The 22,813-nt window shown below is 67.2% G+C and carries 21 protein-coding genes and 1 tRNA gene; 6 read left to right on the plus strand and 16 right to left on the minus strand.

Translation table 11 applies throughout. From position 1 onward, the window contains the following. Positions 1-29 precede the first annotated feature (29 nt). From FQ137_RS14985 to FQ137_RS14995, 3 genes are all read right to left on the minus strand, one after another. Positions 30-1,721, minus strand: coding sequence for a DASS family sodium-coupled anion symporter (locus FQ137_RS14985; protein WP_149293432.1), 1,692 nt, complete (start codon positions 1,719-1,721; stop codon positions 30-32). Between the two features lie 91 nt (positions 1,722-1,812). Further along, complete coding sequence (locus FQ137_RS14990; RefSeq protein ID WP_149293433.1) at positions 1,813-3,273, minus strand: family 43 glycosylhydrolase; 1,461 nt, start codon at positions 3,271-3,273, stop codon at positions 1,813-1,815. Between the two features lie 54 nt (positions 3,274-3,327). Next, a complete protein-coding gene (locus FQ137_RS14995) occupies positions 3,328-4,956 on the minus strand; it encodes an AMP-binding protein (RefSeq protein WP_188065102.1) in 1,629 nt (542 codons plus the stop codon). Positions 4,957-5,120: 164 nt separating this feature from the next. On the opposite strand from FQ137_RS14995, the gene FQ137_RS15000 reads away from it, so the two are divergent. Beyond that, the gene (locus FQ137_RS15000) at positions 5,121-6,260 is read left to right on the plus strand and encodes an acyl-CoA dehydrogenase family protein (protein WP_149293434.1); all 1,140 of its coding nucleotides are present in this window, start codon (positions 5,121-5,123) and stop codon (positions 6,258-6,260) included. 83 nt (positions 6,261-6,343) lie between these two features. Next, positions 6,344-6,910 (plus strand): isopentenyl-diphosphate Delta-isomerase, encoded by a 567-nt coding sequence (gene idi / locus FQ137_RS15005; protein WP_149293435.1) that lies wholly within the window; start codon positions 6,344-6,346, stop codon positions 6,908-6,910. Between the two features lie 216 nt (positions 6,911-7,126). Here idi and purD read toward each other — a convergent pair whose 3' ends face one another. After that, the gene (purD, locus tag FQ137_RS15010; protein WP_149293436.1) at positions 7,127-8,383 is read right to left on the minus strand and encodes a phosphoribosylamine--glycine ligase; all 1,257 of its coding nucleotides are present in this window, start codon (positions 8,381-8,383) and stop codon (positions 7,127-7,129) included. A gap of 70 nt (positions 8,384-8,453) precedes the next feature. Then, complete coding sequence (locus FQ137_RS15015; protein WP_255584402.1) at positions 8,454-9,152, minus strand: TetR/AcrR family transcriptional regulator; 699 nt, start codon at positions 9,150-9,152, stop codon at positions 8,454-8,456. Between the two features lie 134 nt (positions 9,153-9,286). Between FQ137_RS15015 and FQ137_RS15020 the strand changes: the two genes are divergently transcribed. Next, positions 9,287-9,715, plus strand: a complete 429-nt coding sequence (locus tag FQ137_RS15020) for an HIT family protein (RefSeq protein WP_149293437.1) — start codon at positions 9,287-9,289, stop codon at positions 9,713-9,715. A gap of 33 nt (positions 9,716-9,748) precedes the next feature. On the opposite strand, the gene FQ137_RS15025 is transcribed toward FQ137_RS15020, so the two are convergent. From FQ137_RS15025 to FQ137_RS15035, 3 genes are all read right to left on the minus strand, one after another. After that, positions 9,749-10,141, minus strand: coding sequence for a nuclear transport factor 2 family protein (locus tag FQ137_RS15025; protein ID WP_149293438.1), 393 nt, complete (start codon positions 10,139-10,141; stop codon positions 9,749-9,751). Between the two features lie 52 nt (positions 10,142-10,193). Continuing rightward, positions 10,194-10,571, minus strand: a complete 378-nt coding sequence (locus FQ137_RS15030) for a nuclear transport factor 2 family protein (RefSeq protein WP_255584403.1) — start codon at positions 10,569-10,571, stop codon at positions 10,194-10,196. 147 nt (positions 10,572-10,718) lie between these two features. Further along, a tRNA-Thr gene (locus FQ137_RS15035) sits at positions 10,719-10,791 on the minus strand. Between the two features lie 79 nt (positions 10,792-10,870). On the opposite strand from FQ137_RS15035, the gene FQ137_RS15040 reads away from it, so the two are divergent. From FQ137_RS15040 to FQ137_RS15050, 3 genes are all read left to right on the plus strand, one after another. Next, complete coding sequence (locus tag FQ137_RS15040) at positions 10,871-12,253, plus strand: threonine/serine exporter ThrE family protein (protein WP_255584404.1); 1,383 nt, start codon at positions 10,871-10,873, stop codon at positions 12,251-12,253. A 73-nt stretch (positions 12,254-12,326) separates the two neighbouring features. Then, positions 12,327-12,509 carry a hypothetical protein gene (locus FQ137_RS15045; RefSeq protein ID WP_149293440.1) on the plus strand — a complete coding sequence of 61 codons (183 nt, stop codon included), beginning with the start codon at positions 12,327-12,329 and terminating at the stop codon, positions 12,507-12,509. 34 nt (positions 12,510-12,543) lie between these two features. Further along, a complete protein-coding gene (locus FQ137_RS15050) occupies positions 12,544-14,007 on the plus strand; it encodes a trehalose-6-phosphate synthase (protein WP_149293441.1) in 1,464 nt (487 codons plus the stop codon). A 34-nt stretch (positions 14,008-14,041) separates the two neighbouring features. Here FQ137_RS15050 and FQ137_RS15055 read toward each other — a convergent pair whose 3' ends face one another. The 8 genes from FQ137_RS15055 to FQ137_RS15090 are packed head-to-tail and all read right to left on the minus strand — an operon-like array spanning position 14,042 to position 22,811. Then, positions 14,042-14,923, minus strand: coding sequence for a hypothetical protein (locus FQ137_RS15055; protein ID WP_149293442.1), 882 nt, complete (start codon positions 14,921-14,923; stop codon positions 14,042-14,044). Then, complete coding sequence (locus FQ137_RS15060; protein ID WP_188065103.1) at positions 14,920-15,459, minus strand: hypothetical protein; 540 nt, start codon at positions 15,457-15,459, stop codon at positions 14,920-14,922. The genes FQ137_RS15055 and FQ137_RS15060 overlap by 4 nt, the downstream gene beginning before the upstream one ends. Positions 15,460-15,461: 2 nt before the next feature. Beyond that, entirely contained in the window at positions 15,462-16,880 is a 1,419-nt protein-coding gene (locus FQ137_RS15065; protein ID WP_149293443.1) for an MCE family protein, read from the minus strand. Then, positions 16,877-18,130, minus strand: coding sequence for an MCE family protein (locus FQ137_RS15070; RefSeq protein ID WP_149293444.1), 1,254 nt, complete (start codon positions 18,128-18,130; stop codon positions 16,877-16,879). The genes FQ137_RS15065 and FQ137_RS15070 overlap by 4 nt, the downstream gene beginning before the upstream one ends. After that, on the minus strand, positions 18,127-19,383 hold the full coding sequence (locus FQ137_RS15075) for an MCE family protein (RefSeq protein ID WP_149293445.1): 1,257 nt from the start codon (positions 19,381-19,383) through the stop codon (positions 18,127-18,129). The genes FQ137_RS15070 and FQ137_RS15075 overlap by 4 nt, the downstream gene beginning before the upstream one ends. After that, positions 19,380-20,528 (minus strand): MCE family protein, encoded by a 1,149-nt coding sequence (locus tag FQ137_RS15080; RefSeq protein ID WP_149293446.1) that lies wholly within the window; start codon positions 20,526-20,528, stop codon positions 19,380-19,382. The genes FQ137_RS15075 and FQ137_RS15080 overlap by 4 nt, the downstream gene beginning before the upstream one ends. Next, a complete protein-coding gene (locus FQ137_RS15085) occupies positions 20,521-21,576 on the minus strand; it encodes an MCE family protein (RefSeq protein ID WP_149293447.1) in 1,056 nt (351 codons plus the stop codon). Before FQ137_RS15085 ends, FQ137_RS15080 begins: the two co-directional genes overlap by 8 nt. Beyond that, positions 21,573-22,811, minus strand: coding sequence for an MCE family protein (locus FQ137_RS15090; RefSeq protein ID WP_149293448.1), 1,239 nt, complete (start codon positions 22,809-22,811; stop codon positions 21,573-21,575). Before FQ137_RS15090 ends, FQ137_RS15085 begins: the two co-directional genes overlap by 4 nt. Positions 22,812-22,813: the final 2 nt, after the last annotated feature.

The raw sequence follows: 22,813 nt of genomic DNA on the forward strand, positions 1-22,813 counted from the left end.
CAGGCGGCTGGCCGAGCCGGGCACCCACATCAGAGGGTCAGACCGAAAACCCACACGAGCAGGGTCATGGTCACCGCGGTGATAGCGATCAGCCCGATGAGGTTGAGCCACACCCCACCGCGGATCATCTGGCCGATCGTCACGTATCCGGAGCCGTAGGCGATGGCGTTGGGAGGGGTCGCGACCGGAAGCATGAACGCGCAGGTAGCGGCCAGTGCCACCGGGACGGCGAGCAGCATCGGGTTGAGGCCGAGTCCCAGCGCGACGCCACCCGCCACGGGCAGGAATGTGGCCGCCGTCGCGGTGTTACTGGTCAGCTCGGTGAGCAGGAGGACCCCGCCGGCTGCCACGACGATCAACAGGATGACTGGCAGGCCGCCCAGGGCGGCGGACTGCTCACCGATCCAGTCGGTGAGCCCTGACTCGGAGAACTGGGCCGAGAGCGCCAAGCCGCCACCGAACAGCAGGAGCACTCCCCAGGGCAGCTTCAGCGCCGCCTCCCAGGTGAGGAGCCGTACCCCACGCGCGGTTCCTGCTGGCGCCAGGAACAGCACCAGCCCGGCGACCAAAGCGATGCCCGCATCCGAGATCGGCGCGTCCTCCCACACCAACGGGACGCCCACCCACGCGACCGCCGCCGCGACGAATACCATCAGCACGCGGCGCTCGCCGGACGAGGTGCGGCCGAGTTTGTTCAGCTCGTCGTCGAAGAGTTTGCGTCCGCCGGGGATCTCCTCGATCTCGGGCCGGAACAAGACCTTGGTCAGCAGGAACCAGGTGATTACCAGCATGATCACCGACAGAGGCAGTCCGACGAGCATCCACCGTCCGAAGCCGAGCATGATGTCGTGTTCGCGCTCCAGGTACCCGGCCAGCAGGGTATTGGGCGGGGTGCCGATGATCGTGGCCAACGACCCGATCGATGCCGCGTACGCGATGCCCAGCATCAGCGCGGTCCCGAAGTTGGACCGGATCACCGCCTCCTTGACCGAGTCCGAGGTGGGGTCGGCCGAGGCGTCGATCTCCGGCATCGCCGACCCGTCGTCGTCACCCTTCCCACCCTTACCGGCGCCACCGCGCCCGCCGCCTGTTCCCGAACCGAGCTCGGAAGCGAGCATCAGGACCGACACACCGATCGGCAGCATCATCACCGCCGTCGCCGTATTGGACACCCACATGCTCAGGAAGGCGGTGGCGATCATGAACCCGGCCACCACCCGCGTCGACCGGGTGCCCATCGCGCGCACGGTGAGCAGCGCGATACGCCGGTGCAGGTTCCAGCGTTGCATGGCGATCGCGATGAGGAACCCGCCCATGAACAGGAAGATGATGTTGTTGCCGTACTCGGCGCCCACCTCGTTGACCGAGACGTCCTGCCCGAGTACGGGGAAGACGATGAGCGGGACCAGGGCGGTCGCCGGGATCGGGATGCACTCGGTCATCCACCAGATGCCCAGCAGTACGGCCACAGCCGCCGTCAGGCGGGCGTTGTGCTCGAGTTCGCCCGGCATGACCAGGTACACGATCGCGGCTACCGCAAGGCCGGCGATGGTGCCGATGACACTGCGGAGGAATTCGCCCCGGGGCACCGCCTCGTCGAGTTCGCCCGGCGACTTCTGGTCGACCTCCATCCCGCGGTCGGGGTCGGGGTCCAACCCCGTCAGATGCGGGGCCATCACCATCCTGCGACCGTCGGGGCGATCCGGCTCGTCAGTTCCCATAGCGATCTCCTCGGCAAATCACCGACCCCGAGGCCTCCCGACGGGGTGCTGTGGGATCAGACTATTAGTGATCCCGGCCCGACTCATCCGTTTACCCGCCGAGCGAACCCAACGAAGCCGACCCGAGTGCGCCCGATCCGAGCGACAGCGTGCCGTCGGTGGCCACCTCGAGGCCGAACACTGCCAGTTCCTGCGCGACGCCGTCGGCCGGACCGATCGACACCACGAGTTCGTAGCGGCCCGGGGCCAGTGGCGCGGCCGGCCGCAGGGTCAGTGCGCGGTCCACCGACGCTCCGGCGGAGACCGCCACCGGCACGGCCTGGAGATCCCCGGAGTCGGTGATGATCGGCAGCTGACGCCGCTGCTTGTCGGGACCGGTGATGGTGGCCCTCAGTTGGCCGGAGTATGCGGAGCCGGTGGAAGCGACCCGGACGGAGAGGTCGAGCAGCTCGCCCTCGCGCTCCGACCGCAGCTTCGCGTCCCCGATTGCAGTGAGGCGGACCTGCAGATCTACGACGGGGTCCGTGGTCCGCGTCGTGGACGGCGCCCCGGCGACTCCGACCACCGGCCAATCGTTCACCCAATCCAGGCGGTCGAGCATCAAGTAGCGCCGCTGGACGCCGTTGGGTAGCACGGCGCTGCCGCGGGGCGCGGCGTGGTAGAGCATCCAGTCCTGCTCGGCGTCGTCGGTGGCCACGTCCACGTGGCCTGGCCCCACCCAGTCGGCGTTGCCGCGCAGGATGACGTCGCCTGGGAGTGGATCGCCTGGCCCCTGCACCAGTGGGCGCCCGGCCCGATCCTCGTACGGTCCGAAGAGGTTGTCAGCGCGCCCACCCAGCACCCGGTACTGCGACGCCTCCCCGTCACAGCAGAGTCCGGCGCTGGTGAACAGGTGCGTGAACCCGTTTCCGGCGACCACGGCCGGCGCTTCCACTCCCCTGCCTGCGACGAGGACGGGATCGCCGTCCAGCGCTGTCCCCTCGGCGTTCATCGGCACCGCGTGGATGCCCTCGAAGTTGCCCATGAACATCACCGGCCCGGCGTCGGTCGCGACCACTTCGGGGTCCATTGGATCTAGGTCCTGGTACGGCTCCGCGGCGCCGTAGCAGACGATCGCCGCGGAGTCGTGCGTCCACGGCCCCTCGATGCCCGGCGCGGTGGCGCGGCCGATACACGGCGCGGCGCCCCCGGTCGTGTAGTACATGACCGCGGCACCGGTGTCGGTGATGTGGACGTCGGGCGCCCAGAGAAACGATCCGGGCCGGGCCCAGGCGGGCAGTGCGGCGAACGCGTCGCCCACGTACTCCCACTCCACCAGGTCGAAGGACCGGAAGTGCGGGATGAGCCGCCGCCCAGCGCCGTCGGCCCAGTCGTCCGAGGTCGCGTGGACGTGGAACGCGCCGTCGGCGCCGCGCAGCACGGAGGGGTCGGGCGCGACCGAGGAGATCACCGGGTTCGCCGCGGCCGTCGTTGCCGTGGTCGCCGAGACGAGAGGGACGACGACGGCGAGGGCTGCCGACGTGAGGGCACGGGCCGCAGCCGCTGGTGTCATGCGCTCAGGGTAGTTCCGGCCCGCGCTCGGTGAACCCGGTTCACGGTGTTCGCGTCAGGCCTGCCCGGCGCGCTCCTTGCGCAGGAGGAAACGCTGAATCTTGCCCGACGGGGTTTTGGGTAGCTCACGGACAAAGTGGACCTTGCGCGGGAATGCGTGGGCCGCGAACTCGGTCTTGACCCATTTCTGGAGTCCGGACTCGGTTTCCGGGCCGCCTTCCACGCCGTCGCGGAGGACCACATACGCCTCCAGCACCTCGCCGGCCAGTTCGTCGGGCACGCCGATGACAGCCGACTCGAGCACGTCCGGATGCTTGGACAGCACGGACTCCACGTCGAACGGGCCGATCCGGTAGCCGGACATGATGATCACGTCGTCGTCGCGACTCGAGAAGTAGAAGTGGCCGTCGGCGTCGAGCTTGGCCGCGTCGCCCGTGTAGTACCAGCGACCGTCCTGGCTGAAACGCTCGGCGGTCTTCTCCGGGGCCTCGTGATAGCCGGTGAACCACATCAGGGGGCTCGCGGGGACGTCGATCGCCACGCGGCCCAGTTCGCCCACCGGCGCGGGCTCGTCGGAGTCCGCGGCGAGCACGGTGCACGACCAGCCGGGAAGAGGCACGCCCATAGAGCCCGGGCGGACGTCCTCACGCAGCGAGTCGTGCCACGGGTTGATGATGAACATGCCGTGCTCGGTCTGGCCGTACTGGTCGCGGACCTCCACGCCGAACTGCTGGGTCGACCATTCGATCACCTCGGGGGTGAGCGGCTCACCGGCCGCCGAGGCCCGGCGCAAGGTGATGTCGGGGGCAATGTCCCGCTTTGCCCTCATGGTGCGGTAGACCGTCGGTGCGGCCGCGAAGTTAGTGACGTTGAAGTACTGGAGCACCGCGAACGCCAACTCCGGGCTGTAGCGGGCGTGCAGCAGCAGGCTGCGGCGGCCCGCGGCCAGCGGGCCGAGGATGCCGTAGTAGAGGCCGTACGCCCAGCCCGGGTCGGCACCGTTCCAGAACACGTCGTCGGCGCGGACGTCCAAGCCGGTCTCGATGTACTGATGGAACGCGGCGAGTGCGCGGACCGGCACGACGACGCCCTTGGGGGTGCCGGTGGTACCCGAGGTGAACAGCATGACCATGCCGGCATCGGGGCCGGTGACCGCGGCGGCACGGCCCGGCTGCTGGTCGGCGGTGATCGTGGCCAGGTCGAGGTCGCCCTCCCGCGCCTCGGGGCAGTCCGCCAGGCCGGCGACAACCACCGGAACGGACGTGGTCTCGAGCTTGCCGCGCTGGTCGGAGTCGGAGACGATCACCTTGGCATCCCCGCCGGTGATGCGCATCTCGATGGCGGGCCACGCGAAAGCCGTGAACAGCGGCATGTGCACCGCGCCGAGTCGCCAGATCCCCATGAGGGTGAACACCAGATCGACCGACTTGGACATCAGCGTGGCCACGCGGTCGCCCACGCCCACACCCAGTTCGGCCAGTGCCGCGGCCACCTTCTCGCTCTCGGTCCGGAGCTCGCCGTAGGTGATGTCCCGGGCGGAGAGATCGGGATTGATGACCGTGAATGCGACCGCCTCGGGATCGTGGCGGTCGCAGAGGAACTCCGCAGCGCTTGCGCCAGGGACGTCGTAGATCGCCAGCAGCTGTTCCGGCGACAGGGGGGTGGGAGCGCTGTTCTCGGTCATACCGCCAGATTGTGGTGCAAGTGACCCGCGTCGCACCAGCAGTACCCACTATCGGGCACCCCCGCTATCGGGGCTGGAGCGGCCGGGGGGTGGCGGTGCACTCTAATGGGAGTCGACCGACCCCGGGGACCGTGCGGTCCCCCACTCGCACCCGGAGGACCCCCATGGCCGTGGACCGCCTGCTTCCCAGCGACGAGGCATACGAACTGATCGAGATGACGCGCTCGGTCGCCGACAAGCTCCTCGAGCCGATCGCCGCCGAGCACGAGCGGAACCACACCTACCCGGAGGGCCTGTTCGCCCAGCTCGGCGAAGTGGGACTGCTGGGACTGCCCTACCCGGAGGAGTTCGGCGGCGGCGACCAGCCGTATGAGGTGTACCTGCAGGTCCTGGAGGAGCTCGGTGCCCGGTGGGCGGCGGTCGCGGTGGCGACAAGCGTGCACGGCCTGTCCTGCTTCCCGCTCGCCACCGTCGGAACCGACGAGCAGAAGGCCGAGTGGCTGCCCGGCCTCCTCGCCGGAGAGCAGATCGGCGCGTACTCGCTGTCCGAACCCCAGGCCGGGTCGGACGCGGCCGCCTTGCGGTGCCGGGCCGAGCGCGAGGGTGACGAATACCTGGTCACCGGCACCAAGTCGTGGATCACCCACGGCGGGATCGCCGACGTCTACAACACCTTCGTGCGCACCGGGGAGGGCTCCGGTGGAATCTCGTGCCTGCTCGTCCCGCGCGAGACCGAGAACCTCCACTTCGGCAAGCCCGAGGACAAGATGGGCCTCAACGGTGTGCCCACCACCACCGCCTCGTACGAGGGCGCACGGGTCGATGCGAGCCGCCTGCTCGGCGCGGAGGGCGAGGGCCTCCGGATCGCCTTCTCGGCCCTGGACTCGGGCCGCCTCGGGATCGCCGCGGTGGCCACCGGCATCGCGCAACGCGCACTGGACGACGCGGTCGCCTACGCGAACGAGCGCGAGGCCTTCGGCAAGACGATCATCGGACACCAGGGGCTGGGTTTCCTGCTCGCGGACATGGCCGCCGCGGTGGCCTCGGCCCGCGCCTCCTACCTCGACGCCGCCCGCCGCAAGGACGCCGGGCGCCCGTACTCGCGTGAGGCCTCGATCGCCAAGCTCACTGCCACCGACGCCGCCATGAAGGTGACGACCGATGCGGTGCAGGTCCTCGGCGGCGTGGGGTACACCCGCGAGTTCCCGGTGGAGCGCTACATGCGCGAGGCCAAGATCACGCAGATCTTCGAGGGCACCAACCAGATCCAGCGGCTGGTGATCGCCCGTAGCCTCGCCGGCTGAGCCTTGCCCTTCGGGCGGTTCGGGTAGCGCCGTCCCACAGCGCGCGGCGGCCTCGGCGGTCGAAAATGCCTAGGCTGGACGCCATGTCCTCCCTCTCCGAGTCCCCCACCTCCGGGTCGCCGTCTGGGCAGGCCGAACTCGTCGTCCTCCTCCACGAGGACGGCACGCCCATCGGCTCCGCGGACAAGGCCACCGTCCACACCACCAACACTCCGCTGCACCTGGCGTTCTCGTGCCACGTGGTCGACGACGAGGGCCGCGTCCTCCTCACCCGGCGGGCTCTGGGCAAGCTGACCTGGCCCGGCATCTGGACCAACTCGTTCTGCGGTCATCCCGGACCCGGCGAGGATCCGGTCGACGCAATCGTGCGGCGAGCCGAACAGGAGCTCGGCACGAGGGTGGATTCGATCGAATCCGCGGTACCGGACTTCCGCTACCGAGCGGTCGACGACTCGGGGATCGTGGAGAACGAAATCTGTCCGGTGTTCACCGCCCGCATCCGCGCCTCGGTGAAGCCACGGGCCGACGAGGTGTGCGCGCACCACTGGGCTCATCCGACTGACGTCCGAACCGCTGTCGACGCCACCCCGTTCGCCTTCAGTCCGTGGCTGGTCGCCCAGGTTCCCCGGATGGAGCTATACGCGCGCTGATCGTCCGGCCCGGCGCCGGTGCGCGCACCTCGCCAACGCGCCCCCGCCGAAGTGTGCTCGTCTTCCGACTTACGCTCCCCGTCTGCCGGTTTCGGCACACTTGGGCGTCGACTCTGGTCCATTTCCGCAGCGCAACCCGGGGGATCAGGCGCGGCCGGGCTCAGAGTCCGGCCGAGACCCTGCGCCGCGAGAGCCGCGCGCCGAGAGCCAAGAGAGTCAGCCGGGAATGGTGATACGGCCTTCCTCGGCGGCCTGGCCGATGTCGCGGCGGTAGTGTCCGCCTCCGAGCTCGATGCCGTCAAGGATCCGGTAGGCCTCGGCGCGGGCTGCCGCGAGATCCGCCCCGGTACCGACCACCGACAGGACGCGGCCCCCGGCGGAGACCAGTCGCCCGTCGGCGTCTCGGGCCGTGCCCGCGTGGAGCACTCCCGGCTGCTCGGCGCCCTCGATGAGGTCTCCCCGCCGCGGCGTCGCCGGGTAGTGCTCGGCTGCGAGCACCACGGTCACAGCGGCACCGTCACGCCACACCAGTGGCGGGAGCTCGGCGAGTCGGCCGGTAGCCACCGCGTGCAGGGTCTGACCCAGCGGCGACTCCAGCAACGCCAGCACGGCCTGCGTCTCGGGGTCACCGAAGCGGCAGTTGAATTCCACGACCTCAGGCCCGGCGGAGGTGATCGCCAGCCCCGCGTACAGCAGGCCGGAGAACCCGCAGCCGCGCGCGACCATCTCGCGAGCCACCGGTTCACACACCTCGGAGACGATCCGATCGACCATCCCCTCCGGCAACCACGGCAGCGGCGTGTAGGCGCCCATACCGCCGGTGTTGGGACCGCGGTCGCCCTCACCGACCCGCTTGTGGTCTTGGGCGGGTAGCAGTGGCACGACGGTCTCGCCATCGACCAGGCAGAACAGTGAGACCTCCGGGCCGTCGAGGAACGACTCAAGCAAAACCGGGTGACCGTCATCGAGACAGGCGAGGGCGTGAGCGTGGGCGGCGGACCGGTCGGGGGTCACCACGACCCCCTTGCCCGCGGCCAGCCCGTCGTCCTTGACCACCCAGGTCGGGCCGAAACGGTCGAGCGCCTCGTCGAGGTCCGCGGGCGAATCCACGATCTCCGCTCGCGCGGTCTTGACGCCTGCAGCCGCCATGACATCCTTGGCGAACGCCTTGGACCCCTCGATGCGGGCTGCGGCGGCGGACGGGCCGAATACCGGGATGCCGGCCTCGCGAAGGGCATCGGCGACGCCGGCCACCAGGGGGACTTCCGGGCCGATGACGACGAGGTCGGCGAAAACCTTGCGGGCCAGGGCCGTCACCGCGGCGGGATCGGTGACCGCGATGTCGTGGCACTGGGCCTGCACCATGCCGGGGTTGCCCGGCGCGGCGTGCAGCTCGGTCACCTCGGGATCCGCGGCGAGGGCGACGAGTAGGGCGTGCTCACGGGCACCGGAACCGATCACGAGAATGCGCACAGCGACCACAATAGTCCGGCCTCTGCGGCTTGTTGACCTGGCCCGGAACGAATGGGCCGAATTCCCTCGGCTAGTCGGCCGTGTGAGCGACCGGGAACGCCGCGTCACGGACCCGGACGCCCTCCTCGGTGAGCAGGTCCGTCATGCACAGATCGATGGTTCGGGTGATCCACTGGAGGGCCTCTGGGGTACGCATGGGCCGGATCCCGAACATCGCCTGTGTGCTCAGCCCGGAGATAGCCGCCCACAGCGAATGCTCATCCGTCATAACCGTCCCGGGCCGGAATGTCCCCGCCTCGATCCCGCGGTCGATGGCGGCCTGCAACATCTCCGAGATGACCCGTGCCTGCTCGGTGACCGTCTCCGACGAACCGAGGTTCTCCATCATCGTGCGCGCCCACGCCGGATCATCGATGGAGAAATCCACCATCGCGATGGCCGCGTCACGCACTTCCAGGTAACTCGCGATGACGGGATCCGATTCTTCGCCGTCGACGGCCGGAACCGCGACCGCGACGCGATCTGCCAACTCGACGAACCCGCGGGCCGCGACTTCCTCGACGAGCTGCTGGCGATTAGCGAAGTGCCGGTATGCCGCGGTCGCGGACACCCCGATGTGCGGGGCGATCTCGCGGAGGATGATCGCCTTCTCGCCGGCGGTCCGGGCCCGGGCGGTGGCCTCCTGGATAATGGCATTTCGGAGGTCACCGTGATGGTAGGCCTTCTTCTTCACTGTGACCTCAGCTGTCGCAATGCCTGCCTGGACCATGCCGATGCTCCTTCGCGCGGGTAAACGTAAGTGAAACGACCAGAGCCGCCCCTTAATCGACGGACTCCCCCATTAGAACACTATTGACCCGTCTTCTACCTGAGCCCTTCACCTCCGATACGTAAGCTGGACCCATGTCGACGGTTTTCAGCAAAATTATCGCCGGGGAATTGCCGGGCCGTTTCGTCTGGAAGGACCCCGAAGTGGTCGCATTCCTCACGATCGCACCCGTCGCCCCGGGCCACACCCTGATCGTGCCGCGCGCGGAGGTCGATCGCTGGACTGACCTGGAACCGCAGCTGTTGATCCGGCTCAACGAGGTCGCGCAGGCAGTCGGCAAGGCTGTGGTGGAAGGCTTCGGGGCGGCGCGCGCCGGCTATCTCATCGCCGGGTTCGAGGTGCCCCATACCCACATTCATGTGTTTCCTGCCAACGATATGTCGGGCTTCGACCTATCGCTAGCGAACCCTGACGCGCCCGCCGAGGAATCCGACGCGGCCGCGGATACTCTCCGCCGGTCGCTTCGTGGACTCGGATACGGTGAATTCGTCCCTGAGTCCTGAAAGCCGGGCGTACCAGAATGGATCCGAACCGGCTCAGTGCCCCAGCGCCCGGTTCAACGACTGGACATCCTGGTAGTCGGTCCACTCGCAGATCAGGCCGTCGCGCAGTGTAAAGAACGCGCCGACCTCCAGCGTGAGGTCCTGCCCCCCGATGGTCATGTACGTGGTCCGGTTTATGGCCGCACTGTCGCCCGTACCGAGTACGTGATGGGTCACGTACCGCACATTCGTTGAGGTCTCCGCAGCGAACGTCATGATGTCCCGCAGTCCCTCGTGACCGTGGGTGCTCTGCAGGCCCTCGATCCGCAGCACCACGTCGCTGGTGCAGTACGCTCGCGCGGTCTCGAAATCTCCCTCTAAGACCGCCTGCAGGAACGTCAGGGCCACCTGCCCGGGTTTCGACCTGGTCGACCGTTCGTCACTCAATTACCGCTCCCCTACATCGTTCATCGACCTGGCCTCCCCGCCCCGCGTCCCGTTAGCCGACGACGACGTCGATCGCCTCAAGGTTCTGGTAGTCCGCCCACCGGGTGACCACCCCGTCCTCGACCTCGACAAACGAACAGGCCCGGACCTCGATCCCACCACTGGGCAGCGTAAACCTCTGGACCCGGCGCAGTGCCACGACGACCCCATCCTCGAGCACGTCCCCATCGACGACGTTGGTTACGAACCCGGACAGTCGACTGAGGTCGGACACGATGTCACGAACGCCCTGGTGCCCCTCGTATCGCCTGACATGGCTGTTGGTGAAGATGATCGACGGAGACGAGAGCCTGATCGCGGTGTCGACATCGCCGGAGACGACTGCCCACATCCACGAGAGGGCCACGCTGCTGGGAGACTGTTCCAACATCGGGGAGGCTCCTCGATACGGTCGGTGCGAAAAATACTGTTGGCGGATTGGACTACAGAAACTCGGGGTTCGCAACCGGTATCGGGCACTCCGTATGCACGGCGCACTGAGGCGAGCGTCGGCGACCATCGAGCCCGCCCAGTTCAGAGCTGGAGACGAGACTTGAACTCGCAACCGCCCGATTACAAGTCGGGTGCGCTACCAATTGCGCCACTCCAGCACGGACCACGACACCGAGGTCGGGCCCGGCACACATCCTAACCCGACCACCTTCGGAGCTTGTGACTACGGTGTCCACCGTGGAGACCCGCGACGCACTGGCACCGCTCACCCGCCCCCTGGCGTGGCTGGGCCTGCGCAAGTCCGCCATGGACCTGGCGGTCGAGCCCCCCCTGTCGCCGATGGCGCCGGTCGACCTGGACGACGACGGCGCGGTCACGGACGTACTCAACCTCGCCCTCGAGATCGGCGGGATCCTGCTGTCCTCCGGAGAGGGAGCCGCCGACACGGTCGCGCAGGCGGAGTCCGTCGCTGCGGCCTTCGGCCTGCCGAGCGCGACAGTAGAGGTCACCTTCACCTCATTGGCCATCGGCGTCAACCGGCGTCGCGGCCGCCCGCCGATCTCGGTCATCCGGGTGGTCAACTACCGCACCGTCGATATGACACGGGTGACGCGCGTGTCCCGCCTCATCGACCTGATCGTGCGCCGTCAGCTCACTGTCGACCAAGCCACCGCGGAGGTCGAGGCGATCGTGGCCTCGCCACATCCGCATTCGTTCCGGGTTGCGGTGCTGGGGTGGGCGATGCTCGGATGCGCGGTCGTCATCCAGCTCGGGGGGAGCCCGCTGGCCGGCCTCATCTCCATGGTCTCGACGTTCGCGCTGATGTACGCCAACCGCTACCTGGACAGCCACCGATTGCCCAGTTTCTTCCAGCAGGTCGTCGGGGGGTTCATCGCGGCCGCCTGGGCCCTGACCGCGTACGTCGCGGTGAGCAGCAACTTCCTCGAGGTCCAGCCGTCTCAGCTGGTGGCGGCGGGAATCATCGTGCTGCTCGCGGGACTGACCCTCGTCGGCGCCATCGAAGACGCGATCACCGGCTTCCCGGTGACCTCGGCCGGTCGAGGTGTCGAGACGATGGTCATGACCGGCGGAGTCCTCGGCGGGATCACGATCGCCCTCGCGGTGTTCGAGCGGCTGGGTATGACACCTCCACCGATCGACCCTGCGATCGCCGGCAACGCCGCGGTCCACGTGGCGGTGTTCGCCGCCGGTGTCGGTGCCGCCGGATTCGCCGTGGCCAGTTACGCGACCGTGCGGTCGACCTGGCTCGCCGCAGCCGTCGGGGCGATCGGGATGCTCATCTTCCAGGGAGTCATGGCCATCGGGCTCGGCGTAGTGGTGGGGTCCGCACTCGCGGCGTGCACGATGGGCCTCATTGGCGGCATCCTCGCCCGTATCGCGACCATTCCGCCGCTGGTGGTGACTATCGCCGGCATCACCCCGTTCCTGCCAGGCCTGACGGTGTACCGGGGTCTGTCCGCGCTGACGAGCGACCAGACGGGCATCGGTCTGGGTCTGATGTTCCAGGCGTTAGCGATCGCGGTGGCACTGGCCGCAGGCATCGTGTTCGGCGAGTGGGTGACCCGCAATCTGCGCCGGTCGGCGGCCGCTGACGGGTGACGTAGGATCGGCAGCGGACGGCATCGCCCCAAACATGGCGTGCGCGTCCCCCACCGACCACAGGAGGACACCGATGGCAACCGCCGCCGCCAGCAAAGAACCCGAAATCGACGACCTCGAGCCGGTCGCGGACGAGACCGCCAACCAGGCCCGCAAGGTCGTCGCCTCATATTCCACCGACGCCGACGAGTGCCGGATGCTCCTCGATATGCTGGGGATCGGCCCAGAGCCGCAGGTGACGGCGGACGCCGAGTAGGCGGGCCACAGCGACTAACTCGAGAGGGCACAGGATGACGAGCGGTAGCGGGCAGACGTCCACCGGCGCGGGAGCGGACTTCGTCGTCGTCGCAAACCGTCTTCCTGTAGACCTCGTCCGTGACTCCGACGGCACCGAGCACTGGAAAGCCAGCCCCGGTGGCCTCGTCACCGCACTGGAATCCATCCTCAAGGCCAACGACGGTGCCTGGGTGGGATGGCCTGGCGTTCCCGACGCCTCCCCCGCCCCGTTCGACGCGGACGGCATTCGGCTGCACTCTGTCACGCTCTCCGCCCGCGACGTCGAGCTTTACTACGAGGGCTTCTCCAACGCGACACTGTGGCCGTTGTTCCACGACGTGGTCGTACCGCCGGAGTACCACCGCGAGTGGTGGAACGCCTACCGCGAGATCAACACCCGCTTCGCAGAGGCCACGGCAGAAGCTGCCGCCGAGGGTGCCACCGTCTGGGTGCAGGACTACCAACTCTTGCTGGTCCCCCGGCTGCTACGCGAACTACGACCGGATCTGACGATCGGGTTCTTCCTCCACATCCCGTTCCCACCGAACGAGTTGTTCATGCAGCTCCCGTGGCGCACCGAATTGGTCGAGGGCATGCTGGGCGCCGACCTGGTGGGATTCCACCTGCCCGGCGGGGCAGACAATTTCCGGATCCTCGCCAACCGGCTGCGCGGTTACCCGTCCGTGAGACTACGGTCGACACGAGGGCGCGCCTCCGAGATCCGCGTGAACGACCGCAAGGTCCGCGTCGGGGCATTCCCCATCTCCATCGACTCCGCCGCCGTCGACGCCGCCGCGCGCAATCGTGACACCCGGGCCCGCGCGGTCCGCCTGCGCGACGAACTCGGATCCCCGCGGGTCCTCATGCTGGGCGTGGACCGTCTGGACTACACCAAGGGCATCGATGTGCGTCTCCGCGCGCTCGAGGAGTTGTTCGAAGAGGGCCGCTTGGAACCCGCAGACGTCACGCTTCTCCAGCTGGCCACGCCGAGTCGCGAGCGGGTCGAGCAGTACCAGATCATGCGGTCCCGTATCGAGGAGTCGGTCGGCCGCATCAACGGCACCTTCGGCGAGATCGGGCATCCGGTGGTCACCTACATCCACCGGCCCGTCGCCAAGTCGGAACTGGCCGCGTTCTACGCGGCCGCCGACGTCATGCTGGTCACACCCGTGCGCGACGGCATGAACCTGGTGGCCAAGGAGTATGTGGCCTCATGCACCGACGGCGAAGGCGCACTGGTACTCAGCGAATTCGCCGGGGCTGCCGCCGAGCTACGCCAGGCGTACCTGTGCAACCCGCACGATCTTGAAGGGGTGAAGGACGCCATCATGGCGGCGGTCGACGACGCACCCGAGGAACGTCGCCGCCGCATGCGGTCAATGCGCCGCCAGGTGTTGGGCAACGACGTCCACGCGTGGGCGCGCCGGTTCTTCGAGACGCTCGACGCCACCTCGGACACGACCGTCGCACGCAACTAAGTCGCGCGCGACGGCTCGGCTGGGGTCCCACCCCTCACAGTGACGAGAGCTTGCCCAGCTTCCACTCCCCGCCCTCGCGGACCATGTCGACACGCAGCCGCGACGCGGAGCTCGCCGCCTTCGGCTCCTCCTTGGTCGAGACCATCCGGTTGAGCATCACGAGCACAGTCACGTGGTCCTCGTCCACGACCTCCTCGCTCGCGGCCGCCGCGACGGTGGCGAACACGGTCGCCTCCTGCTGCTTGGCCGCCGAGGAGACGGTTGGCATCGAGCGTTCGACGAATTCGGACAAGGCCGGGTCGGTGAGGTGCTCCCGGACCGCCGCGAGTTCGGCGTCCACCGTCTGGTGGTCGTAGCTGAACATCTGGGTGGTGATGTCGCGGGCGGCGTCCGTGGCCTCCTGAGGAGCGTCTGCGATGGCCTGCTCGACCGCAGTATCCTCCCGAGCCCCGACGTACCCCCACGTCGCCAACCCAGCGAGAACCAGGAGGATCACCGACACAGCGGCGAGGACGGGAATCAACCGGCGGCGACGTTCCTGCGCCTCCGGAGTGTCCCCGTCGCCCTTGGCCGGCCCCCGGGCGGTTGACCGCGAGTCGACCGCAGTCGAGGGTGAGCGCTCGGCGTCCCCACCCTGGCTGCCTGTGGTCGCGGCAGTCTCAACGCTCGGGGTGCCGGCACTGGGGGTGCCGGTGCTCGCTTTCTCAGTCTGCGGCATCGCTCCCATACCCTCGAAGAGCCCGCCGGCGCGGGCGGCTTCGAGGGCACGTTCGCGGGCCGCGTCGGCCTTGCGCTGCGCTCGGGCGGCGCGTTCTGCTTCGCGCTGCGCCCGGCGGGCACTCCGGATGTCCGATCCGCCGGAACCGCCGGAGGATGCCATGGAGCCTGTCGTCTCGTCCTTGCCGTCCCTACTCACGGGATGAAGTTCACCCCCGACACCTTCATGCCACCGTCGTCATGCCTGTTGACCGTGACCCGGATCCGGTACTGCCGATCCTGGCCCTTTTCCGATCGCGGGTTCGCGATGGTCTGATCGATGGCCATGATGACCTGCGCCTGCTCGTTGTCGGCCTTCTCGACCGCCGCCGCGCTCACGGTGCCCTCCGCCGCGACCTTGGTGGTCTTGACGACCTCCTCGTAGGAATCACGTCGGGGGGCGAACTGCTCGGAGAAATCGCCCTCGATCTTGCTGACGATCTTGTCGACGTCTTCTTTGAGAGTGTCCTGGCGGATGGTCATCAAATCGGTCATGACCTCCTTCGCGAAGTCGCGGTACGCGGTGTTGAGCTCGGTGGCCGAGGCACGTTCGGCTCGCACGGAGCCTGCCTCACCGCGCTCGGACAGCCACAGGCCGCCCGCGACGAGCGCGGCGATCAACGAGAGTGCGGCGATGACCGCAACCACTGTCAGGCCGGTCCGTCCGCCGCGTGGGGAGGGGTTGTTCAATGGCACGTTCAGGCCACTCCGTTCGTCAGGACATCGGCCATGCTCGCGTCCGCGGGCAACTTGTCTACCGTACCCAGGTTCTGTTGACGGTACGTACGCCCGTCGGTGCCGACGTACTCTCCGGTCGCCGGATCGTAGACCGCGGCCGAAGTGCTGATCTCGCGATCTCCGGTCGTGGAGGAGGGTCGCACGTTGTATCCGCCCGGATTGTTCCCGGGGGGACCAACCTCGCTGGTGTCGGGCGGATTCGAGCCGAGCGGTGTGTAGTTGTTGGCCGCGCACTCCTCCGGTGAGGCGGCACGACGGCCCGGGTATTCCATACACGGCAGGTTGCGCGCACCACGCGTAGCGATCTGCGAATCCTGCGGGATCTTGCAGTACAGTCCGTTGATCTGCGACGGAACAGACAGGTCAGCGGGTGAGCGACGGTCGGCCGCCGGAAGAAACCCGGTCGTGCACGGAGGCGTGTCGTTGATCTGGAGGTTGAAGTCCACCTTGATCTGGTTGGAGTCCTTAGCGCCATCGATCGCGGTCAACAACCCGGACACCAGCGCCGGGTAGAGGACCAGCACCTGTTCGATCGAGCGGTTGTAGACGACGCCGACTTCACCGACGCTGACCAGGTTGGCGACCAGAACCGGCATCGTGGGTTGAAGATCGTTGAGCACCTTCGTGACGCGCCCCAGCGAGTCCGGCCCCCGCTGCATGAGCGAGGTGAGCTGCGGTTCGTTCGTGCGCAGCTGGTCTGTCACGTCGGCCAGGTTGCGGGTCCAGGCGCGGATCGAATCGGACGAGCGCAACTGCGAGTCGAGGACGGGTTCGGCGTCCGCGATGAGCTTTCTGGTCACGTCGGTGTTGCGATCCGCCTCTTCGAGTAGTAGCTGCGCGGAGTCCAGGAACTGCTGCAGGTCCCGCTCGGAGCCGTTGAAGGCGTCGAACGCCTCGGCCACGACGTTCTTTAGCTTGGGGTCGTCGATCGACGCCATGAGGGCCGTCGCCTGGTCGAGTACAGGGCCGATGTCCTGCGGCATGTCGACACGGTCCGAGCCGAGGACCGTTCCGCTGGCGAGCTTGCCTTTCGGCTCCCCCTGCGGCACGAAGTCGACGTACTGCTCGCCGATCGCCGACACGCTGCGGACCTCTGCCCGCACGTTCTCCGGAACCTGTGCCCGGGAGTCGAAATGCATATCCGCGACCACGTGGCCAGGCTTGAGCGTGACGGCATCCACTCTGCCAATGACGTTGCCCAGGTAGCTGACATTCGCGTTTTCGTATAAGCCACCTGTGTCCGGCATCTCCAGGGCCACGTCGGTTCGTTGCCACCCTAGAACCGTGGGGATCTTGAGGTAGACGACCGACATGACGGTCAGCCCGATCACGGTGACGATTGAGAAGATCGCCAGCTGGATCTTGACGAAACGGCTCATCGGGGGCCTTCCTCGACCGGGGTGTTTGGGGCCGCGGCATCCGCGGGGGGTGCGAGCAGACCGGGCTGCCCGGGCAGTTCGGGTGACCCGGGTGGCATCGGAGCCCCCGGCTCGGGCTCCGGGGGACGCGGGATGTCGAGCGAGTACGGATCCGCGCTCGCCGACGGGTTGGGGGCTAGACCCACGTACCCCTCGAGCCCGGACATACGGTTCCCGAATTCGGTCCCTAGCAGGAGGGTCTCTGCCATGCGGGGCATTGTGAGGTCGGCATCGATGTACAGGTTCGCGAAGTCCCCTCGAAGGAAGTTGTCGATCCCCGACTGCGGGAATGGGAACGTGATGAGAATCTGCAACACCCTGGTGAGGTTGCGGCCGCTGGCCGCGAGTTCTTCCAGCACCGGGGTGAGGTCGGCGAGGTTGTCGACGAGGTTCTGGCCGCCGCCGGCCTCGATGATCTTGTTGGCCTTGTTCCCGAAGTCGCCGAGGGACACCAGCGCCGTGGTGAGCTCCTGCTTCTGGTCGTTCACCAACTGGAGCGCCTCGGGCATGTCCGACAGTGCGCGCGCCAGCGTGTCATTCTGCTCATTGACCTGGCGTGAAAGCCGGTCCAGGCCCTCCATCGCGGCGATAATGTCGGCTCGCTGGCCGTCCAGTCCCTCGATCGTGGTCTTGAGCTGCGAGATGACGTCTTTAGCCTCCACCTCGCGACCGGTGAGGGCCGCATTGAGTTCTTTGGAGATCGTGTCGAACTGCGCGAGACCACCATCGGTGAGGACCACCGACAACGCGGACAGTGTCTGTTCCGTGGTGGGGTAAACGCCCGCCCGGTCGAGCGGGATCACGTCGCCGTCGGCAAGCGTGCCGACCGGTTTTCCCTCCGGCGGGGGGAACAGCTCCAAGTGCTGTGAGCCGAGGAGGCTGGTTTGCCCGATCTTCGCGTAGGCGTTGGCGGGCAGCCGGATGTCCTCGTTGAGGGAGACGGTGACGATCGCCGTGTAGTCGCGCGCCTCGATCGACGTGATAGACCCCACGTTGACGTCATTTACCCGGACCGGCGAGTTACGGGTGATGGTGGTGACGTTGGGCATCTGGATGGTGACCTCGTAGGCCCCCTCCCCATTGCCCTGTGCCCCGGGTAACGGCAGCGAATTGAGCCCCTGCCAGCTGCACCCGGTCCCTACCAGCAGCACGGCAGCGCCGAGTGCTCCGGTCGCGAGCAGCCGGGGGCGGCGTCCATGGTGGCGGGTCATCGGGCGCCTCCGGTGGCCAGCAGGTTCGCGGTGAGGTCGTCGCCGTTATTGACGACGTTGATCAGGGGATCAGGACGGTCAGACGGGGGCTGAACCCCGCTGGGGGTCTGGGTCCCCGGCTTCTGTCCTTGAATAATCTGGTCCGGCTCGGCTGTCGGGGTGACCGGCGGAATGACCGTTCCGTATGGGTAGTTGGAGGTGAGCGAGTTGAACAGCGGGCCCATGTACTCGGCGCACAACGCCGCGTCCGACTCGGCGGTGTTGTTGGCCAGTCCGGCGATCGCCCCGCAGATGAAGTTGGTGGGGTTGGCCATCTGGTTCATCGCGAGGACACCGTTGAGCGTGCCCTGGTAGGGCCGGTAGATGTTGTAGAAGTTGGACGTCGCGGTCGGCGCCACGTGCAGCAGGTTCTCTAGGTCCTTTCGGCGGTCCCGCACGACCTTGGTCGCCTGGCCGAGTTTGTCCACCGCCGTGGTGACGCGCGTTCCGTTGTTGTCCAGGAAGCGGTTGATGTCGGTCACCGCGAGGTCGAGGTCCTTGAGCGCCGTGTCGATGTCCCCGGTCTGGTCACCCAGCACCTGGGACACGCTCGCCAGTTTGCCGCCGAACGAGACGATCTGTTCCTCACTCGTCGACAGTGCGCTGACGAACAACTGGAGATTGCGCAGGGTGGTGAACAGGTCCTCACGGCCGTCAGAGAGCACCGACATGGTGTGGGAGACCTCGTTGAGCGCCTCACGCACGTCGGAGCCGTTCCCGTCGAGCATGGAGTCTGCCGAGTCCACGAAGCTACTCAACGCCCCCTCCGGTTTCTTCTCGGTGGGCCCGAGTGCCGAGGACAGCTTGAGAAGTTGCTCCTTTACTCCGTCCCACTCGACCGGGACCGCGGTGCGCTCGACCGGGATGGAGCCGCCGTCCTCCATCTCGGGTCCACCGGAGTGGACGGGGGTGAGCTGGATGAATCGTTCGGCGACGAGTGACTGTGCGACCAGCAGCGCGTTGACGTCCGCGGGGACCGCGAGGTCTCGGTCGACCTTCATCGTGACCTTGGACAGCCCGTTCTCCGCCTCGATCGAGGAGATGCTGCCCACCTTCACACCGAGCACCCGGACAGTGTCGGACTGGTAAACACCCTTGGTGGATTCGAAGTAGGCGGTGATGGTCTTGGTGCGACCGGAGAAGACATACCAGGCCGCTGCGACGACGAGAGCGATCACCGCGACCACCGCTATCGGCTTGAGAACACGGCTCATCGGGGCTTCCTCTCTGCTCCCCAGCCGGGGAACTCGTCCGTGATGGTCAGACCCGGCACGCCCGGCATCGTCGGCTCACGCACCAGGCCCGGTTCCGGTTTGATGCGATCGTCGAGGAGCGGCATGAGATCTCGGAGGATCGTCTGCGGATACTGCCCGATGGACAGGTTCGAGATGTACGCGTTGAACCACGGGCCCGAGGCGACGGCCTCTCCGAGCGCGGTGGAATACGGGACGATCCGACGGAGCCCGAGGTCGATGTCGTCCCGATTGCGGATGAGCAGGTCTGACACCTTCTCAAGCTTGTCGAGCGCCGGCCCCAGCTGCGCCTCGTTGTCCTGCACCACACCCGAGAGCTCGCGGGCCAGAGCGTCGATGTTGGTGATCAGCTCGCTGATCGCGCGCCGCCGCAGATCGAGTTCGGTGAAGAGCGTGTTTCCGTCGACCATCAGCTGGTTGAGCTGGTCGCTGCGCTTACCGAGGACGTCCGTGGTCCCGGCCGCCTTCTCGAGCAGGTTCTTCAGCGCCTCGTCCCGGGTATTGAGCGATCGGGACAGCCGTGTAATGCCGTCGACCGCGCCCTTGACCTCCGGGGACGCCTTCTCCATCGTCGAGGCGAGCGTGGTGAGCGCCTCGTCGACCTTGTCGGTGTCCATCTCCTCCACCGTGGTGCTCAGCTCCTCGAGCGCCGAGGTGAGCGAGTACGGCACCGACGTGCGCTCGATGGGGATGGTGGAGTCCACGAGCTCGCCCCGACCGTCCGAGAACACCGCGAGTGCGCGCCGGCCGAGGATGGAGTCAGTCTTGATCTGGGCCGACGTATCAGAACCCAGGTCGACGTTCGTGCTCAGCCGGAACCGGACCTTGACGCGATCGTCGTCGAGCGAGATGTCGCGGATGTCGCCGACCTTCATCCCGGCCACCTGGACCTCGTCGCCCTCGCTAAGGCCGGCGGCGTCTGCCACGTACACGGTCGCGTTCTTCTTGCCGTTGACGTAGGGGATGCGATCGTAGTTGAGCGAGATCGCCAGCAGCACGACGCAGCCGAGGATTCCCCAGATACCGATCGCTCGCGCACTGCGATCGCGGAACCGCAACTGACCCTTCGGCGCCTTCAGCGGAGCGCCCTCGGACTTGTCACTCATCGGGGAACGCACACCTGCCCGTCGTCTGCTCATACTGCGGTAGGAAGACGTCCTGACCGGTGACCGGACTGGTCACACGGACGATCACGCCGCAAAGATAGAAGTTGAAGAAGCTGCCGTACACGCCGAGACGGCTCATCTTCTCGAAGTCTGACGGGAGCCGGTTGATCACGTTCTCGACGAAGGGCTCGTCCTCGTTGATGAGCTGGGCGACTCGATCGAGTTGGGCGACATCCTCACGCAGCGGGGGTCGCACGTCGGCGAGCAGCGTCGTCATGTTGCTGCTGGTGTCGTTGAGCCGCGAGACCGATTCACCGAGCGGACCGGCGTTTTGCGCCAGCCCGGAGATGAGCTCTTGGAGGTTGACGACGATGGAGTCAACGTTTTCCTGGTTATCGGCCACTGTCGTGAGTACACCGGTGAGGTTGGTGATGACGTCCCCGATCAGCTGGTCCCTGTCGGCGAGAGCGCCAGTCAGTGACGACGTCGAGGCCAGCAGGTCCTGAACATTGCCCCCCTCCCCCTGGAACACCTGGACGATCGACTCCGAGAGCTGGTTGACCTGCGCGGGATCGAGCGCCTTGAACAGCGGCCGGAATCCACCGAGCAGCACGTCGAGGTCCAGCGCCGGCGTGGTCTGCGAGATCGGCAGCACGCCGCCGGACTCGAGGGGGGATTGGTCGCCCTTGCCCCGCTTGAGCTCCAGGTATCGGTCACCGGTGAGGTTCTCGTAGCGGACGATCGCCTCGGTGCTGCGGTGGACTGTCTGGTCGCCCGCAACCGTGAAGGCGACGGAGGCGGTGTTGCCGTCCTCGAGCCCGACCTTCTTGACGCGGCCCACCTCAACGCCGGCGATGCGCACCTTATCTCCGGATGCCAGACCCGAGACATCGGTGAACGCGGCGTTGTACTTCACGTAGTCGCCGGACCGATACTCGCTGAACACCACGAGGAGCCCTGCGAGCACGAGCAGCATGACGGTCGCGAAGACCACCAGCTTGATGACCGTCTTCCGCGCGTTCGTGGCGGCCTTGCGCGCCCCGGTCACGGTGTACCTCCGGTGTCGCCGAGCATTATCTGGAGAAGGGTGGGCGGCGCGGGCTTGCCGGGCTCGGAAGGCTTGAGCGGCCCGAAGAGCGGTTCGTTACGGGAGGTGAACACGTTGGGCATACCTTCCACGACGTTCGATCCGGTGTCCGTCACCACGAAGGGTGCATGCGTGCCGGGCTCGGGGAACGGCAGTCCGTAACAGTTGGGTCCCGTGCTGGCATTGACCTTCGGTAGGTCCTTGGGGTTCTCGTAGGCTCGCGAACCCTGCTGGAAGCCGGCCTTGAAAGCCAGGCCCGGCTGGTTCTTGGCACCGAAGGCTTGACCCGCTGTCTCGGCACCGTTGTTGAGACCAATGATCATGCAGCTGAGCGCGGGCGAGTACTCCGCCATGAGGCTCGTCGATGCGCGCAGGTCCGACAGTGCCTTGACGAGTTCATTACCGTTTTCCGCCAGCAGGCGCTTGCCCGTCTCTCCGGTGCCGATGGCGGACACGAGAAGCTGCTCGAATTTGGCCTGGTTGGCCACCACGTTGTTGCCGACGTCGGTTCCCGAGTCCAGTAGTCGCATCAGATCTGGGGTCACATCGGCGTACAGGTTCGCGACGCGCGATCCCTTGGCCAGGTCTCGCTGCAGCGTCTCGATCTGCGGGTTGATCTCCATCAGATAGGCGTCAAGGTCAGCGAGGGTCTGACCGAGTTGATCACCGCGACCGTCCAGTGCACCGGACAGAGCACCGAGCGTGGCGTTGAGCTTCTCGGGCTCGAGGGCGGTGAGGAGGTTGGTGAGGTCCTCGAAGAGGGTGTTGATCTCGGCGGTCACCGACGACGCGGGAACAACCGCCCCGCCCTCGAGCGACTCCGGGGAGGGGTCGGCCGGCGGTTCGAATTCGACTGACTTGGCACCGAAGATCGTGTTGGAGCTGATTGACACGATCGCATTGGCGGGGACACCCTCGAGCGCCACCGGGTCGACCTCGACGTCGATGACGGCACCCCCGAGCTCCTGCCGGATCTGCTTGACCTTCCCGATCTCGACTCCGCGGGCGCGCACCTTGGCGTCGGCCTCCAGGACGAGACCGGATCGGTCGCTGATGACGGTCAGCGGCACCCGCCTGTCGAAGGCTCTCACGAAGAACAGCAACGAGAGGACGACCACCGTCACGATGAAGAGGATCAATCCGATGGCTGCGATGCGCTTGGGCCCGGTGTCGCTCTGACTGACAGTTCTGGACATGT

The organism is Dietzia sp. ANT_WB102 (assembly GCF_008369165.1).
GTDB lineage: Bacteria > Actinomycetota > Actinomycetes > Mycobacteriales > Mycobacteriaceae > Dietzia.

What these genes read in the sequence shown, in the direction of transcription:
- FQ137_RS15090 (WP_149293448.1), bottom strand. Translation starts at nt 22,811, where the DNA reads ATGTCCAGAACTGTCAGTCAGAGCGACACCGGGCCCAAGCGCATCGCA.
- FQ137_RS15030 (WP_255584403.1), bottom strand. Translation starts at nt 10,571, where the DNA reads ATGTTGGAACAGTCTCCCAGCAGCGTGGCCCTCTCGTGGATGTGGGCA.
- FQ137_RS15065 (WP_149293443.1), bottom strand. Translation starts at nt 16,880, where the DNA reads ATGAGCCGTTTCGTCAAGATCCAGCTGGCGATCTTCTCAATCGTCACC.
- FQ137_RS15070 (WP_149293444.1), bottom strand. Translation starts at nt 18,130, where the DNA reads ATGACCCGCCACCATGGACGCCGCCCCCGGCTGCTCGCGACCGGAGCA.
- FQ137_RS15020 (WP_149293437.1), top strand. Translation starts at nt 9,287, where the DNA reads ATGTCGACGGTTTTCAGCAAAATTATCGCCGGGGAATTGCCGGGCCGT.
- FQ137_RS15075 (WP_149293445.1), bottom strand. Translation starts at nt 19,383, where the DNA reads ATGAGCCGTGTTCTCAAGCCGATAGCGGTGGTCGCGGTGATCGCTCTC.
- FQ137_RS15050 (WP_149293441.1), top strand. Translation starts at nt 12,544, where the DNA reads ATGACGAGCGGTAGCGGGCAGACGTCCACCGGCGCGGGAGCGGACTTC.
- idi (WP_149293435.1), top strand. Translation starts at nt 6,344, where the DNA reads ATGTCCTCCCTCTCCGAGTCCCCCACCTCCGGGTCGCCGTCTGGGCAG.
- FQ137_RS14995 (WP_188065102.1), bottom strand. Translation starts at nt 4,956, where the DNA reads ATGACCGAGAACAGCGCTCCCACCCCCCTGTCGCCGGAACAGCTGCTG.
- FQ137_RS15045 (WP_149293440.1), top strand. Translation starts at nt 12,327, where the DNA reads ATGGCAACCGCCGCCGCCAGCAAAGAACCCGAAATCGACGACCTCGAG.
- FQ137_RS14985 (WP_149293432.1), bottom strand. Translation starts at nt 1,721, where the DNA reads ATGGGAACTGACGAGCCGGATCGCCCCGACGGTCGCAGGATGGTGATG.
- FQ137_RS15080 (WP_149293446.1), bottom strand. Translation starts at nt 20,528, where the DNA reads ATGAGTGACAAGTCCGAGGGCGCTCCGCTGAAGGCGCCGAAGGGTCAG.
- FQ137_RS15015 (WP_255584402.1), bottom strand. Translation starts at nt 9,152, where the DNA reads ATGGTCCAGGCAGGCATTGCGACAGCTGAGGTCACAGTGAAGAAGAAG.
- FQ137_RS14990 (WP_149293433.1), bottom strand. Translation starts at nt 3,273, where the DNA reads ATGACACCAGCGGCTGCGGCCCGTGCCCTCACGTCGGCAGCCCTCGCC.
- FQ137_RS15000 (WP_149293434.1), top strand. Translation starts at nt 5,121, where the DNA reads ATGGCCGTGGACCGCCTGCTTCCCAGCGACGAGGCATACGAACTGATC.